Genomic DNA, 15,425 nt, shown 5'->3' with positions numbered 1-15,425 from the left:
CGCCGTCTGGATGCTCGCATGCCGCGGGGCGCCCCGCACCACGCTCGGGCGAGTGGAGCAAGAGGTCGTGCGCTGTGGGTCGTTATACTCGGTACATATACCCCAATATGGACAGTTTCCCCCCAGGGCCCCGGCGACGTGGTGAGGGGATGGGATGGGCGAACAGCGTGCGCACGGTCCGCGGACGGTGTGGGCGGACCAGGTTTCCGAGGAGCGAAGACGGCTGCTCGCGGAGGTCGGTGACGATCTGTGGGGGATCGAGCTCCTGCGGTTCGCGCTGGAGCAGGCCGTGGCCGATCTTGCCGGGCTGGGCGGGATGATCCACCTCGGCAGCCCCGGCCACGGCGGCGGCCTGCGGCTCGCCGTGACCAGCGGGCTACCGCCCGCGCTCGCCCACGTGTGGGAGCGCGTCGACGGGAACGGACCGCTCGCCCCGGCACGCGCCTTCCGGACCGCCGCGCCCGTCCGGGTCTCCATGGCGAACGCCGCCGTCGGCATCCCCCAGCAGGGCTCCGCCCCGGCCGAGGCCCGATCCTGGCCGGCCGGCACGACAATGACGGCCGTCCCGCTGCTCGGCCCCGGCGGGCCGGTCGGCGCGCTGTCGATCGTGACGGCCTCCGCGCACGAGCCGTCGCCCGCCCAGCGAGCCTTCCTCGACCTGCTGGGCCGCTGGGTGGGCGAGCGCCTGGGCAGGTCCTCCGCGCCCCCGCCCGGCTCGGGACCCAAGGGCGGACCGGGCGCCGCCGGCTCCCACCTGCCGCGGCACCTGGAGACCATCGGCACGTGGGACTGGGACATCCGGACCGGGGACGCCATCTGGAACGACGCGATGCTGACCCTGCTCGGCATCGAGCCGGGCACCTTCGACGGGCGCATCGAGACCTGGATGGCCCTGGTCCACCCCGAGGATCTGCCGTGGGTGCTGGCCGACATCGACGAGGCGATCCGCGCGGGCAGGATGTACAGCACCGAGTACCGGGTGTGCCGCCCGGACGGGACGACCGTCTGGGTACGGGCCCGCGGCCGGTTGCTGGTCGACGAGAACGGCGAGCCGGCCCGCATGATCGGCACGCTGTGGGACATCACCAAGACCCATGACGACCTGGAGGCGATCGCCGACCAGCGGACGGGTCAGACCGAGCGCGCGGCCCTGGAGCGGTCCGCCCGCATCAAGCAGCTGACCAGGGCGCTGGCCGAGGCGGTCAGCGTGCGGGACGTCTTCGACGCCTCCGCCGAGCACATCCTGCCGTCGTTCGGCGCCGCCGGTCTCATGCTCACCTTCCTGGAGGGCGACCACCTGCGGCCGGTCGGGTTCACCGGGTACTCGCAGGAGTTCGTCGACCGGGTGACCCGGATACCCGCCTCCGCGGGGGTCCCGATCTCTCAGACCCTGCGGGAGCGCACGCCGATGTTCATCAACTCGGTCGAGGAGTACATCGAGCGCTACCCGGAGACGGCCGACCTGCCGGCGGCGGGCGGCAAGAAGGCGTGGGCCTTCCTGCCGCTGATCGCCTCGGGACGCGCCGTCGGCAGCTGCGTCGTCTCCTTCGCCGAGCCGCGCCAGTTCACGGGCGAGGAGCGCAACCTGCTCACCACGCTCAGCGGGCTGGTCGCCCAGGCCATGGAGCGGGCCCGCCTGTACGACCGGGAGCACACGCGCGCCCAGGAACTCCAGCGCGGGCTGCTCCCCCGAGGGCTGCCCGACCTGCCCGCGGTCACCGCCGCGGCCCGCTACCTGCCCGCCGGCAAGGACATGGAGGTGGGCGGCGACTGGTACGACGTCATCCCGCTGTCGGCGGACCGGGTCGCCCTCGTCATCGGCGACGTCATGGGACACGGCGTGGCCGAGGCGGCCACCATGGGCCGCCTGCGCACCGCGGTGCGCACCCTGGCCGACCTGGAGCTGCCTCCCGACGAGCTGCTCACCCACCTCAACGACGTGGTCAGCGACCTCGGCGACGACTTCTACGCCACCTGCCTGTACCTGGTCTACGACGCCACCACCCGCTCCTGCGTGGTCACCCGCGCCGGCCATCCGCCGCCCGCCGTCGTCCACCCCGACGGCGCCGTCCACTTCCCCGACGCCGATCCGAACTCGCCCCTCGGCGCCGCCACCCCGCCCTTCGACACCGTGCGGATGGAGCTGCCCGAAGGCAGCCTGCTGGTGCTGTACACCGACGGCCTGGTCGAATCCGCCACCCTCGACATCGACCAGGGCATCGCCGATCTCGCCAAGGCGCTGGGCGACACGGTCCCCGGGATCCCGCCGGCGGCGGCGTGCCGGCACCAGGGCCGGGACGCGACCCCGCTGCACTGCGCCGAATGCCTGGAATCCGTGTGCGACAGCCTCACCGCCACCCTGCTGCCCGGCAGGCAGGGCACCGCCGACGACGCGGCCCTGCTCGTCGTGCGCACCCATGCGCTGCCGAAGGACGACATCGCCACCTGGCCGCTGCCCGACCATCCCAAGGCCGCCCGCGAGGCCCGCGAACACGTCCGCGCCCAGCTCAGCGCCTGGCACCTGGACGACCTGTCGATGACCACCGAGCTGCTGGCCAGCGAGCTGGTCGGCAACGTCGTCCGCCACGCCAAGGGCCCCATCCACCTGCGCCTGCTGCGTAGCGCCGTGCTGACCTGCGAGGTCTCCGACGGCAGCCTGACCACGCCCCGCATCCGCCGCGCCGCCGACACCGACGAGGGCGGCCGCGGGCTCCAGCTGGTCTCCGCGATCTCCCATCGCTGGGGCACCCGCTACACCGACACCGGCAAGTGCATCTGGACCGAGCAGCCCCTCCAGCCCGCCCTCTAGGAGGATCTCGCGCCCAAGCCGTCGAGCCTCTCCCGCACCTGCTCCGTCTTCTCGGTGCGGTGCTGGTCCTGGTAGATGGCCAGGGCCTGGCCCCAGGCCCGGGCGGCTTCGTCGTCCTGGCCGAGGGCGTGGTGGGTGTCGCCGAGGTGGGAGAGCGTGTCGGCCTCCTGGCTGGCGTTGCCGGTCTCCCGCCGCAACCTCAGGGCCCCGCGGTAGTAGTCGAGGGCCCGGGCGTGGCGGCCGGTGTGGTGGGCGATGTAGCCGAGACTGTCGAGGGTCGCCGCCTCGCCGTTGCGGTCGCCGTGGCTGCGGAGCAGGGCCAGCGCCTGCTCGCAGTACTCCTGGGCCTTGGGGAAGTCGCCGAGCATCGCGGTGGCCCACCCCAGGGAGTTGAGCGCGTTGGCCTCCCCCATGGCGTCGTCGATGTCCCTGTACAGCCGCAGCGCGGGCTCCAGATGGACCAGCGCCTGCGCGGGCTCGCCCCGGTGGCCCCAGGCCAGGGCGAGCGTATGGCGGACATGGGCCTGGCCGGCGACGTCTTGCAGCTGCTCGTACAGGCGGAGGGCCTCGGCGAAGTGGGACAGCGACTCCGCGTGGAGCCCCGCCCGGGTGCAGGCGCGGCCGAGCAGCTGGTGGACCAGGGCATGGGCGGCCGGATCGGTCAGGTGCTCGACGGCGCCGGACGCCAGGCGCCAGGCCGAGACGCAGCTCTGGAGCAGGTTGTGGCCCAGGTGGAAGGTGTCCAGCGCCCAGGCCAGCTGCCACACGGGGCCATGAAGGTCGTGCTCGGCGGCCAGCCGCTGGGCGGCGAGCAGGCAGGCGTGCTCGGCCTTGAACCAGGCCTGGGCCGCCGCCACGTCCGCCAGGGCGTCCGTCACGCAGCCGGGGGCCGGCGGCTCCATCCGGACGGCGCTGCGCCGGCGCGGGGAGAGCAGGCGGTCGGCGGCGTACGCCGTGTGCAGGTAGAAGTCCACGAGACGGCGCACGCCGGCGGTACGGGCGTCCGCGCTCAGGTCGAGGCGGGCACGGTCGATGGCGTAGAGGCGGACGAGATCGTGCATCCGGTAACGGCCGGGAACGTGCTGATCCACCAGATGGGCGGTCTCCAGCATGCGCAGCAGCGTTCGGGTGTGCGCCACGGGGCGGCCGATGAGGCTGGCGACGGCGAGCACGCTCGTGTCCGGGCCCGACACCAGGCCCAGATGGGCGAAGGTCTCGGCCGCCTCGGGGGCCAGCACGCGATAGGAGGAGCCGAAGACCTCCCGCAGGTCGGTGCTGAGCTCGTCGGTCTGCAGGGCGTCCAGCCGGGTGGGCTCCGCCTGGAGCTCGTCGGCCAGCGCGGTGAGGGGAAGGCCGGCGTTGATGATGGCCCGCGCGGCGACGATCCCGAGGGCCAGCGGCAGCCCCGCGCACGTCTTGATGATGTCGTCCACCGCCTGGCGTTCGGCCGCCATGCGGTCCTGGCCCAGGCGGCGTTTCAGCAGCTGGCCGGCCTGCGCGTCGGAGAGCGGCGCGAGGCGCAGCAGATGGGCGCCCTCGGCCGCGATCAGGCCGGTGAGCGCGGTCCGGCCGGTCACCAGGGTGAGCGCCTCCGGGGACGGGGGCAGCAGCGGGCGCACCTGGTCCGGGTCGCGGGCGTTGTCGAGGAGGACGAGCACCCGCCGGCCGGCCAGCAGGCTCCGGTAGAGCCCGATCTGCTCTCCGAAGGTGGCGGGCATGCGGTGGTGGGGCACGTGGAGGAAGCCCAGCAGGATCCGTACCGCCTCCGACGGTGACATGGGCGTCTCGCCGGGGCTGAATCCCCGCAGGTCCACGTAGAGCTGGCCGTCGGGGAAGCGGTCGCGCACCGTGTGGGCCCAGTGCGCGGCGAGCGCGGTCTTCCCGACCCCGCCGGTGCCGGTGATCACGCAGGTCGTGGCGGTGCGCGGCGGCGCCTCGTCCGGGAGCGGGAGGAGCCCGTCCAGCTCGAACAGCTCGGCCTCCCTGCCGCTGAAGTGCTTGACGTCCGAGGGGAGCTGGCAGACCGGCGTCCAGGGTGCGGGCTCGCTCACGGGCGTGGTGCCGGCCAGGATGGCGGCCTGCAGCTGCTGGAGCTCCTCGCCGGGCTCCAGGCCCAGCTCGTCGGTGAGCACCGAGCGGGCGTGCCGGAAGGCCTCCAGCGCCTTGTCCCGTTGTCCCGCTCGCGAGTGCGCGAGCATGAGCAGCCGCCACGCGCGCTCGCGCAGCGGCTGCTCGGCGACGAACGCGCGGAGGTCCTCGATCACCTCCACGGGCCGGCCGAGGGCGAGCTTCGCTTCGGCCCAGTCCAGCCTGACCACGGCCAGCCGCTCTTCCAGCTCGGTCACGCGGGCGAGCATGTGACCGGAGAGCCTGGTGCCTTCGGCGGGTTTGCCCCGCCACATCGCCAGGGCCCTCTCGAACTGGACGACGGCGGCGCGGACGTCGCCCGCCTCGGCCTCTTTCCGCGCCAGCCGGGTCGCCTGTTCGAACTGCAGGAGGTCCACCTCCTCGGCGCGCGCCTCGAAGGTGTAGCCCGTTTCCCTGGTGAGCAGCCGCGTGTCGAGCGACAGGCTCCTGCGCAGCTGCCCGATGTAGGTCTGCAGGTTGGGGATGGCGGAGGCCGGGGGGTTTTCCCACAGGGCCTCCACCAGCCGTTCCCTGGACACCAGCGTGTTGACGTTGAGCAGCAGGCTGGCCAGGACGGCGCGCGGCTTGCCGGTGAGATGCACCTGGCGGCCGTCCGCCCAGCTCACCCGCACCGGGCCCAAGATTGCAAAGGTCGCGTCTACCATGACCCGCTCCTTGCCTGTGGTGGCTCTGTAGCGTGCTTGTGGCACCAGCGCCGATTGTGACCCAGCGGGCATTCATGGTCGAGAGAAATGGACCAGAAAGATCTTTCAGGCCGGGCCGGCGGTCAGCTCGCGCTGCAGGAGACCGTCGGCCAGGTGCGGTTGCCGTTGTGCTGGATGGTCACGCCCCAGTTGTTGCCGTTGCCGTTGGGCCTGGCGGTCAGCACCTGGGCACTGGGGTAACTGGCGGTGATGTTCCACGTCGCGATGATCGACGCCGGGGAGGGCACGTTCATCGTCACGGTCCAGTTGCTCGAACCGCTGACGGCGACGTTGAGGTTGTAGCGGTCGCTCCACTGCTGTCCCGCGGACAACGACGCGGTGCAGCCGCCGCCGGGGTTGCCGCCACCGCCCCCTCCTCCGGAGGAGCCGTCCACCGTGATGTTGGAGTTTCCGCTGCTCTGATATCCCTCTGTCGCGAGGATCATGTAGTCGTGGCTGCCCAGGTTCATGCCGTAGCGGGCCCACGCGTCGAAATGGTTGCCGGCGGTGATGGTTCCGCCCGTCTTCTTCGACTGCCGGACGCTCCAGTACTGGTTGAAGGTTCTCGTGCCCTCGATCGAGGGGGCGTTGTACCGCGTCGTCTGGTAGATGTCGTACGTGCCGCCGTCGGTGGTCACCGTGCCCTTGTACGTGCCGGTGGGCCGGTAGGTGCCCCAGTTGTCGACGACGTAATACTCCACGAGCGGATTTCTCGTCCAGCCGTAGAGGGCCAGATAGGCGTTGCCGGACGGATTGAAGCTGCCCGAGTAGTTCACGGTCCTGCGCCCGCCGGGATTCCAGCCCTTACCGGCGACGAAATTGCCGGTGTTGCTCCATGAGGTGCTGTAATTGCCGCCGGATCCCAGGTTCATGGACACCGACCCGGGGCTGTCGGTCCAGAACGAGTAGAAGTAGCCGTTGTTGGTGCCGGTCTGGTTGGAGGTTATGGGGGCCGCGTTGGCGATGCCGGGCGGCATCACAACGGCGACGACCAGCGCCACGACCAAGGCGCAGGCACGGCGGATGAGCATGTGCTTCCTCCTCGCGACGATTCCGAAACTATCGGAGATGTAGCGAAAGTATCGACACGGCCTTGCCGGGCTGTCAACGCGCCTTGTCAACCGTCACGCCATTTCGCCTGGTCAGCAGGCGGGATTCGCCCGATGAAAGTTTCGTATGCCTGCCGAAATGGCGATTTATTCGATGGAGGCGAGTTTCCTGCCGCTTGTACATTGACTCCGGCCGAGCGGGGGGAGGGATCATGCGCGTGCACTATCCGCGTACCCCTCACTTGCCCTGGTCGCCCGGCGCGACCCCGGACGACGTGCGCGCGGGTGACCTGTCCGGGCTGCGCGGGCGCGAGGTCGTGGTCACCGAGAAGCTCGACGGGGAGAACACCACCCTGTACGCCGACGGGATGCACGCCAGGTCGCTGGACTCGGCCCACCATCCGTCCCGGGCGTGGGTGAAGGGTCTGCAGGGGCGGATCGGCGGGCGGATCCCCGCGGGGTGGCGCGTGTGCGGGGAGAACATGTACGCCCGGCACTCCATCGCGTACCAGGAGCTGGAGAGCTGGTTCTACGGGTTCTCGGTCTGGGACGGCGATCGGTGCCTGGGCTGGGATCGCACGGTCGCCTTCCTGCGCGGGCTGGGGATCCCGGTGCCGCCGGTGCTGTGGCGCGGCGTCTTCGACGAGCGGGCCCTGCGGGGGTTGCGGCTGGACCTGGACCGGCAGGAGGGCTACGTGGTGCGGGCCGCCGAGGGCTTCGGGCGGGAGGAGTTCGCGGGGCGGGTGGCCAAGTGGGTGCGGCCGCGGCACGTGCGGACGGACACGCACTGGATGCACGCCACCGTCGTGCCGAACGCCCTGGGCCCGGCCGCGGCGCTGTGGTCGGTGCGCTCGGGCGCGGACCCCGACGTGAGCGCCCTGCCGGCCGCGGTGGGCCTGCCCGAGCTCGAAGCGGTGCCCCCGGAAGCGGTGGCCGAGGTGGCGGCGCGGCTGGACGCGATCGGCCGGGGTGGCGATGCCCGGCTGGCGGGGGTGCTGGCCGTGGTGGCGCACGCCGTGCCGCGGGCCACGTTGGCGGCGCGGCTGGCGGGGCCGCTGGGCATGCGGGCGGCGCGGCGGGTCGCGGACCTGGTCGGGCTGCACGGTGCGCTGCGGCGCCCGTACCCGGACGAGGAGCGGCGGGTGGGGCTGGGACGCATGGCGTTGGCCGCCGACCTGGGCGTGCTGCACGCCGTGGCGGCGGCCGTGCCGGCCGGGGGCGCGGACGACGAGCGCGCTCAGGCCCGCGAGCAGGTCGAATGGTCGGCCCTGCACGCCGAGGACGCCGGGCTGCTCGGGCCGGAGCCGCTGGAGCCGCTACGCGCCGGCCTGCGCGAGGCCCTGGCCGGGCTCGGGGCGGAGGCGGCCGACCGGTGCTGGACGGAGGCCCGCGACTCCTGGGCCAGGGGGCGGATCGCGACGGTCGAGGAGGCCGTGGCGGCGACCTGGCGGTGGCGATCCAGGCCGTTTCCCGGGCTGGTGCAGCTGGTCGGGCCGTCGGGCAGCGGGAAGAGCACGTTCGCGGCGGGCCTGCCGGGGGTCGACGCGTACCTGTCGCTGGACGACCTGCGCCAGGCCCGGGGCTCGCGGGCGGACCAGCGGGCCAACCGGGAGGTGCTCGGCGAGGGGCTCGACCGGCTCGACGCCGCCCTGGCCGCCGGCGGCACCGTGGTGTGGGACGCCACCTCGCTCAACCAGCACCAGCGTTCCCTCGTCCACGCCGTGGCGCGCCGCCGAGACGCGCTGACCACGCACGCGGTCGTGCTGGTGGAGGAGGACGAGCTGCACCGGCGCAACGCCCGCCGCGCCCATCCGGTGCCGCCGCACGTGCTGGCCGCGCAGGCGCGCCGGTTCAGCCCGCCGTATCCCGGGCAGGCCCACCGCACCTGGTACGTCGGAGCGCGCGGCACCGTCGACGACGCGGACGGGACCTTGGAGGCGTGATGCGTACCAGCGAGGAGATCTACCACCGGGTCCGCTGGGATCCGCGGTTCGACCCGTCCCGGTTCGTCCTGGGAGTCGGCCAGCGCGACGCCGACCCCAAGCGGGTCGCGCTGCCCGCCTTCACCCCGGGAGGCGACATCCCCTGGCACCGGGTGCTGTTCGTGGAGGCGGACGGCGAGCTGGTCTGGGACCGTGCCACGGGCCTGGACCGCGTCGACACCTGCGAGGCCGGCCGGGCGCGCGACCCGCGCCGCCTGCGTCCGCCGTTCTTCACGGCCAGGACCCCGCACGCCTGGGATCCGGCGGCCGGATGGCGTCCCGCCACGGGACGCGGGCGCTCCGGGCATCCGGCTCCGCGCGTGCTGACGTGGAACACGCTGTGGGACCGCTACGACAGCGATCGCCTCGACACGGCCCGGCGCCGCCCCCTGCTGCTTGCGGCCCTCGAAGCGGCCGACGCCGACGTCATCGCCCTGCAGGAGGTCGAGCCCGCGCTGCTGTCGATGCTGCTGGCCGCCCGCTGGGTACGCGCCGGCTACACCCTCGGCACCGACCCGTACGGCCCGGACGTCGACGACAGCGGCCTGCTGCTGCTCAGCCGGCTGCCCGTACGGGAGGCGGCCCGGCACGAGCTCGGCCCGCACAAGTCGGTGGCCGCCATCGCCGTGGACACCGCCACCGGCGTCCTCGTCGTCGCCGCCACCCACCTGACCAGCGACCATTCCGCCGACGGCGCGGCCAGGCGGCGGGCCGAGCTGGCCAGGATCGCCGAGGGGCTGGCCGGCGTGGACGGCGACGTGCTCCTGCTGGGCGACTTCAACGACGGCACGGACACCCCCGCCTCCGCGCTCGGCCTGCGCGACGCCTGGACGGAGGCGTACGGGTCCGACCGGACCCCCACCTTCGACCCGCACGCCAACCCGCTGGCGGCGCTCTCCTCCCTGTCCGGCCGGGCCTCGCGCCTGGACCGGATCCTGCTGCGCGGCCGGCCTCGGGTGATCTCGGCGGCCCTGCGCGGCGACACCCCCACCCCCGAGGGGCTGTACATCTCCGACCACTACGGGGTGGAAGCGGTCCTGGACCTCGACGGTGCGGAGCCAGGTGGGGTGCTCGGTGGGGTGCTCGGTGGGGTGCTCGGTGGGGTGCTCGACGTGCCGCCGACGGCGCGGACGGCGGTGGCGTGGCTACCGCCGCGGGAGCTGTGGCCGCCGATCCAGGCCGTGCGCCAGGCGCACGATCCGCAGATCGACCGCTGGCCGCCGCACGTCAACCTGCTCTTCGGCTTCGTGCCGGAGTCGGAGTTCGAGGCGGCGGCGTCCCTGGTGGCCGCGGCGGCGGCCGAGGTCGCGCCGTTCACCGCCAGGCTGGAAGGGGTGCGTACGTTCCGGCACCGCGACCACTCGACGGCCTGGCTCGACCCCGCCGCCGGCGACCCGGCGCCCTGGGCCCGGCTGCGTCGCGCGCTCGAACGGCGCTTCCCCCGCTGCGAGGGCCGCCCCGAAGGCTTCACGCCGCACCTGACGCTCGGCCGTACGGACGACCCGATCCGCCTGGCCGGGATGACGGCGCAGGTGGGAGAGCTGGTGCTGCTGTCGCGCCGCGCGGACGAGCCCATGCGTCCCCGGGCGCGGGTCGCCCTGGGCACGGGCGAGATCCGCTGGATCGCCGAGCCCGCGACCGGCGGGAAGGAGCGGCGCGGCACCTCGGCCGATCGGGTGGCCCGGCGGCTGGCGGAGGCGCTGCGACCGGGCGTCGTGTCCGTCGCCGGATCCCGGCGCATGGGCTGCGAACTCCCCGGCGCGGACCTGGACCTGGTGGCGGCGCTGCCCGGCGAGACGGACATGGCCGAGGTGGAGGCCCGGGTACGGGCCGCGCTGCCCGGCGTCGACCGGCTGCGCCAGGTGATCGCGGCGCGGGTGCCGGGCCTGCGGTTCCGTACCGACGAGCTGGAGGTGGACCTGACCGTGGTCCCCACCGGATCGCTGCCTCCCGAGCAGGCGCCGGCCCGCCGCGCCGAGCTGGGCGAGGCGGCCGCGATCGCTCTGAGCGCAGTCAGCGACGCGGACGCGATCCGCGCCGCCGTCGGCGCGCACCACGCCCGTTTCGCCGTGCTCGCCCGGCAGGTGAAGGCGTGGGCGCGGGCCCGAGGGCTGGACTCGGCCCCGTTCGGCGGGCTGCCCGGCCTGGCCTGGACGGTCATGGCCGCGCACACCGTACGCGAGGGCGGCGACCTGCTGAGCTTCTTCAGTACGTGGGCCGCCTGGGACTGGCGGGACCCGGTCGCCCTCGGCCCCGCCGCGCCCCAGCCGGCCCCGATCGCGGTGCTGACGCCCAGCGCCCCCGTACGCAACTGCGCCCGCCAGGTCACGCCCGGCGGCCTGGACCTGCTCGCCCGGGAGCTCTACGAGGCATGGGAGCTCGTCGAGAGCGGCCGCTCCGCCGACCTGCTCGCGCCGCCGCCCCTCCACCGGCGCCACGCGGCCTGGGCGGTGCTGACCGTGCGCTCCGACCGCCCCGAGGAGCTCGACGCGACGCTCGGCCGCGTGAAAGGCCGGATGCTGGACCTGCTCGCCGCCCTGGAGGCGGCCGGGGTGCGGGACGTCCACGCCTGGCCGCGGCCCTTCGGGACAGGTCCTCGATCGACCCGGTACGCCATCGGGCTGGGCCGCACTCCCCCGCAGGCCGCGCGGCTCGGCGAGCTCACCGGCCGATGGGCCAGGGGGCTGCCGGGTGTCACGGTCGAGCGGGCCGAGTGCGGCGCCGTGCCGACCCTGACCTGACGGGCGCCGGTCAGGTGGAGGAGCGCCTGCGGTACGCCCAGCCGCCTCCCGCCGCCAGCGCCACGACGCCCAGCGCCGCCAGGACGGCCACCAGCCCGCCGGTGCCCCCGTTGGGACCGGCGGGCTGGGCGGCGGACTCAGCGGCGGACTCCGTGGCGGGGTCGGCGGCGGGCTTCGCGGTGGAGGTGTGGCGGACACGGGTGGGCGCGCCCAGGGCGGCGATCAACTCCCCGGTGAGCCCCTCGTAATCGTCACGCCGCAGCGGCCGCTCGCCGGCCGGCACCTGCAGGCTGCCCGAGCAGCTGGACGTGGTCAGCGCCTCATCACGCCCGCCGGCGAACACCAGGTGGCGGCTGCCCGCGGCGAAGTCGTACCCGCAGGCCGGTCCTTCCCTACGGGTGGAGACCTGGAACCACTCGCGTGCCTCCCCCTTGTAGACGTGATCGGCACGCAGGACGGCGATGACGTGCCCTCCACTGCTCTCGTCCGAACTCGCGCCGACCCGCGTCACCGTCCCGGTGAACACGGCGACCGCACTCTCCATCCGATCTTGCGCGGTCCGTTTCACACACTGGCAGGCGGACGCCGTGCCGCCGGTGAACACGACCAGCCCGGCCACGAGCGCGAGCAAGGCGAGAAAGCGTGATGTCATGCCCTCTTGACGTACGCCGCCGAAGATCGGTTCGCGTCCTTGCCGCGCTCGGGTTTATTTGTTAAGAAGGTTTATTAACGAATGGACCAGCCTAGCGAGGGACCCATGGCGCGCTCTCGGCTCATCCTCATCCTGTTATCCGCCTGCGCACTGCTGGCGAACGCCGCGGGCGTGGCACTGCCCGCCTCCGCGCAGGCCGTACCGGCGACGACCGCCCTGACGGGATACAAGATCCAATCCTCGGCGAAGGTGGCCGACTCCGGGGCCACGATCTCCACGCCCGGCTACGCGGCCACCGGCTGGTATCCGGTGGGCCCCCGCTCGACCGTGCTCGCCGGCCTGCTGCAGAACAACGTCTACCCGGACCCCTTCTACTCCACCAACATGCAGTCGATCCCAACGTCGGACTTCGACGTGCCGTGGTGGTACCGCTCCGACTTCACCCTCGGCGACGAGTCCGGGCTGCGGACCTTCCTCGACGTCAGCGGCGTGATCTCCAGCGCCGACGTGTGGGTGAACGGCACCCAGGTCGCCACCGCCGCCCAGGTGGCCGGCGCCTACACCCGCAACGAGCGGGACATCACCGCCCTGGTGCACCCGGGCGTCAACTCGGTGGCTTTCCGCGTCAACCCGAACAACCCCGACAACCACCTCACGATCGGCTGGATCGACTGGGTGCAGCTGCCGCGCGACGACAACATGGGCATCTTCCGCGACGTCCTGATCAGGCGCAGCGCCGACGTCTCGCTGCGCGACGCGCATGTGATCACGAACCTCGCGGTCCCGGCGCTCGACCGCGCCGACCTCACCATCAAGGTCGACGTCCGCAACGCCACCGGCAGCGCCGTGAACGCCACCGTCAAGGGGACGATCGGCCCGCTCGCGTTCTCGCAGGACGTCGCGCTGGCCGCGAACCAGACCAAGCGGATCACGTTCAACCAGACGCTGGCCAACCCGCAGGTGTGGTGGCCGCACACGATGGGCGCCCAGCCGCTCTACGACCTGAACCTCACGGCGACGGCCGGCGGCGTGGAGAGCGACACGCTGACCCAGCGCTTCGGCGTGCGCAAGGTGGAGTCGGGCAAGAACGCCGGCGGGCGGCGCTACTACAAGATCAACGGCAGGCCGATCCTCATCAGGGGCGGCGGCTGGTCCCCCGACATCTTCCTCCGCAAGAACCTGGGCTACCTGGAAGACAAGATCCGCTACGTCAAGGACCTCGGCCTCAACACGATCCGCGTCGAAGGCCACCTGGACACCGACGAGCTCTACGACCTGGCCGACAGGTACGGCATCCTGACCCTGCCCGGCTGGGAGTGCTGCGACAAGTGGGAAGGCTCCTTCAGCAGCTCCGACTATCCGATCGCCAAGGCGTCCATGCAGGCGGAGGCCACCCGGCTGCGCAACCACCCCAGCGTGATCTCGTTCCTGATCGGCTCGGACAACCCGCCGCCGGCCCAGAAGGAGACCAACTACCTCGACGCCCTCACCGCGGCCGAGTGGCAGCTCCCGATCGTGTCCGTGGCCTCCGACAAGTCCAGCCCGCAACTGGGCAGCTCGGGCATGAAGATGCCCGGCCCGTACGACTGGGTGCCGCCGAACTACTGGTACAACAAGCGCGAAGGCGGGGCGTTCGGCTTCAACTCCGAGACCAGCGCCGGCCCCGACGTCCCGACGCTCGACTCCCTCAAGCGGATGATGACCTCCGCGCAGATCGACTCGCTCTGGCAGAGCCCGAGCGCGACGCAGTACCACCGCTCGCCGTCGGGCACCTTCGACGACCTGACCATCTACCACAACGCCCTCAGAGGCCGGTACGGAGTGCCGTCCGGCCTGACGGACTACATGAAGAAGGCGCAGCTCGCCCAGTACGAGGCGGTCCGGGCGCAGTTCGAGGCCTACGGCCGTAACTTCACCGACTCGAGCAACCCGTCCACGGGCGTCATCTACTGGATGCTCAACAGCGGCTGGTCCTCGCTCCACTGGCAGCTCTTCGACTACTACCTGGACCAGGGCGGCTCCTACTGGGGTGCGCGCGAGGCCAACAAGCCGCTGCACGTGCAGTACTCCTACGACAACAAGTCCGTCGTCGTGGTCAACTCCGGCGTCTCGGCCGCCTCGGGCCTGACCGTCAAGACGGACCTGTTCAACATGGACGGATCCGCCAAGTACAGCAACACCGCGACGGTCAGCGTCCCCGCCGACGGGGGCAGGGCCACGGCGGTGACCGTGCCGGCCGTCAGCGGTCTCTCCACGACCTACCTGGTACGGCTGACGCTGCTGCGCGACGGCCAGGAGATCGACCGCAACGTCTACGCCCTGTCCACCTCGGACGACGTGATCGACTGGGACAACAACGACTGGTACTACGTCCCGACCTCCAGCTACGCCAACCTGAAGGGCCTCAACAACCTGGCCCAGACCCCGATCACCGCCACCGCCTCGGCGCCCTCCGACGGCAGGGTCACCGTGACGATCAAGAACACCGGCACCGGCGCCGTTCCCGCCTTCATGCTCGACGCCGACGTGGTCGACGCGGCCGGCAAGCCCGTGCTGCCGATCCAGTGGTCGGACAACGCGATCAGCCTCTGGCCGGGGGAATCCAGGACCCTCACCGCCACCTACCGGGCCTCCGACCTGACCGGCTCGCCGAGCGTGCGGGTGGCCGGGTGGAACACCGCGACGCTCACCGTCCCGACCGGGCCGCCCGACACCCAGAGCCCGTCCGTGCCCGGCAACCTGCGCACCACCGGCAAGACCTCCTCCAGCGTCTCGCTGGCCTGGGACGCCTCCACCGACAACGTCGGCGTCACCGGCTACGACGTCTACAACGGCAACGCCCTGGCCACGACCGTCACCGGCACCACCGCCACGGTCTCCGGCCTGGCGGCCGGCACGCCGTACACGTTCACGGTCAGAGCCCATGACGCGGCGGGCAACTCCTCTGCGCCGTCGAACGCCGTCACCGAGACCACCGGCAGCGGCCCCGCCGTCTACCAGGCGGAGGACGCGACGATCTCGCAGGGCGTGGTGGAGTCCAACCACGCGGGCTACACCGGCACCGGGTTCGTGAACTACGACAACGTGACGGGCAGCTACGTCGAGTGGACGGTGAACGCCGCGACGGCCGGGCCGGTCACCCTGGAGCTCCGCTTCGCCAACGGCACCACGGCCAACCGGCCGATGACCATCGCGGTGAACGGCACCTCGGTCACCCGCGACTTCACCGGCACCGGCGCCTGGACCACCTGGCAGACCGTCACCCTGACCGCCGACCTCGCCCAGGGGGTGAACAAGATCAGAGCAACCGCCACCACGTCCAACGGAGGCCCCAACGTCGACCGCCTCTCGGTGAGCTGAC

General features: G+C 72.5%; 7 protein-coding genes. 4 read left to right on the top strand and 3 right to left on the bottom strand.

Annotation, left to right across the window (positions count from 1 at the left end; genetic code table 11):
- Positions 1 to 154 precede the first annotated feature (154 nt).
- Positions 155 to 2,809 carry a SpoIIE family protein phosphatase gene (locus HD596_RS29555; protein WP_185072553.1) on the top strand — a complete coding sequence of 885 codons (2,655 nt, stop codon included), beginning with the start codon at positions 155 to 157 and terminating at the stop codon, positions 2,807 to 2,809.
- Here HD596_RS29555 and HD596_RS29550 read toward each other — a convergent pair.
- On the bottom strand, positions 2,806 to 5,601 hold the full coding sequence (locus HD596_RS29550; protein ID WP_185072552.1) for an AfsR/SARP family transcriptional regulator: 2,796 nt from the start codon (positions 5,599 to 5,601) through the stop codon (positions 2,806 to 2,808). The two genes, HD596_RS29555 and HD596_RS29550, sit on opposite strands and share 4 nt — an antisense overlap.
- Before the next feature lie 122 nt (positions 5,602 to 5,723).
- Positions 5,724 to 6,671 carry an endo-1,4-beta-xylanase XynA gene (gene xynA, locus HD596_RS29545; protein WP_246554929.1) on the bottom strand — a complete coding sequence of 316 codons (948 nt, stop codon included), beginning with the start codon at positions 6,669 to 6,671 and terminating at the stop codon, positions 5,724 to 5,726.
- Between the two features lie 230 nt (positions 6,672 to 6,901).
- Here xynA and HD596_RS29540 point away from each other — a divergent pair, with 230 nt between their 5' ends.
- Positions 6,902 to 8,632 carry an RNA ligase family protein gene (locus tag HD596_RS29540; protein WP_185072551.1) on the top strand — a complete coding sequence of 577 codons (1,731 nt, stop codon included), beginning with the start codon at positions 6,902 to 6,904 and terminating at the stop codon, positions 8,630 to 8,632.
- On the top strand, positions 8,632 to 11,412 hold the full coding sequence (locus tag HD596_RS29535; RefSeq protein ID WP_185072550.1) for an RNA repair domain-containing protein: 2,781 nt from the start codon (positions 8,632 to 8,634) through the stop codon (positions 11,410 to 11,412). The genes HD596_RS29540 and HD596_RS29535 overlap by 1 nt, the downstream gene beginning before the upstream one ends.
- Before the next feature lie 10 nt (positions 11,413 to 11,422).
- On the opposite strand, the gene HD596_RS29530 is transcribed toward HD596_RS29535, so the two are convergent.
- Complete coding sequence (locus HD596_RS29530) at positions 11,423 to 12,064, bottom strand: hypothetical protein (protein WP_185072549.1); 642 nt, start codon at positions 12,062 to 12,064, stop codon at positions 11,423 to 11,425.
- Positions 12,065 to 12,169: 105 nt separating this feature from the next.
- On the opposite strand from HD596_RS29530, the gene HD596_RS29525 reads away from it, so the two are divergent.
- Positions 12,170 to 15,424, top strand: coding sequence for a glycosyl hydrolase 2 galactose-binding domain-containing protein (locus HD596_RS29525; protein WP_185072548.1), 3,255 nt, complete (start codon positions 12,170 to 12,172; stop codon positions 15,422 to 15,424).
- Position 15,425 lies beyond the last annotated feature (1 nt).

Origin of the sequence: Nonomuraea jabiensis (genome assembly GCF_014204795.1) — a bacterium.
GTDB classification, from domain to species: Bacteria; Actinomycetota; Actinomycetes; order Streptosporangiales; family Streptosporangiaceae; genus Nonomuraea; species Nonomuraea jabiensis.
The sequence above is the reverse complement of the archived record's forward strand: the minus strand, read 5'-3'. Positions and strand labels throughout refer to the sequence as shown.

What these genes read in the sequence shown, in the direction of transcription:
- HD596_RS29555 (WP_185072553.1), top strand. Translation starts at nt 155, where the DNA reads ATGGGCGAACAGCGTGCGCACGGTCCGCGGACGGTGTGGGCGGACCAG.
- HD596_RS29550 (WP_185072552.1), bottom strand. Translation starts at nt 5,601, where the DNA reads ATGGTAGACGCGACCTTTGCAATCTTGGGCCCGGTGCGGGTGAGCTGG.
- xynA (WP_246554929.1), bottom strand. Translation starts at nt 6,671, where the DNA reads ATGCTCATCCGCCGTGCCTGCGCCTTGGTCGTGGCGCTGGTCGTCGCC.
- HD596_RS29540 (WP_185072551.1), top strand. Translation starts at nt 6,902, where the DNA reads ATGCGCGTGCACTATCCGCGTACCCCTCACTTGCCCTGGTCGCCCGGC.
- HD596_RS29535 (WP_185072550.1), top strand. Translation starts at nt 8,632, where the DNA reads ATGCGTACCAGCGAGGAGATCTACCACCGGGTCCGCTGGGATCCGCGG.
- HD596_RS29530 (WP_185072549.1), bottom strand. Translation starts at nt 12,064, where the DNA reads ATGACATCACGCTTTCTCGCCTTGCTCGCGCTCGTGGCCGGGCTGGTC.
- HD596_RS29525 (WP_185072548.1), top strand. Translation starts at nt 12,170, where the DNA reads ATGGCGCGCTCTCGGCTCATCCTCATCCTGTTATCCGCCTGCGCACTG.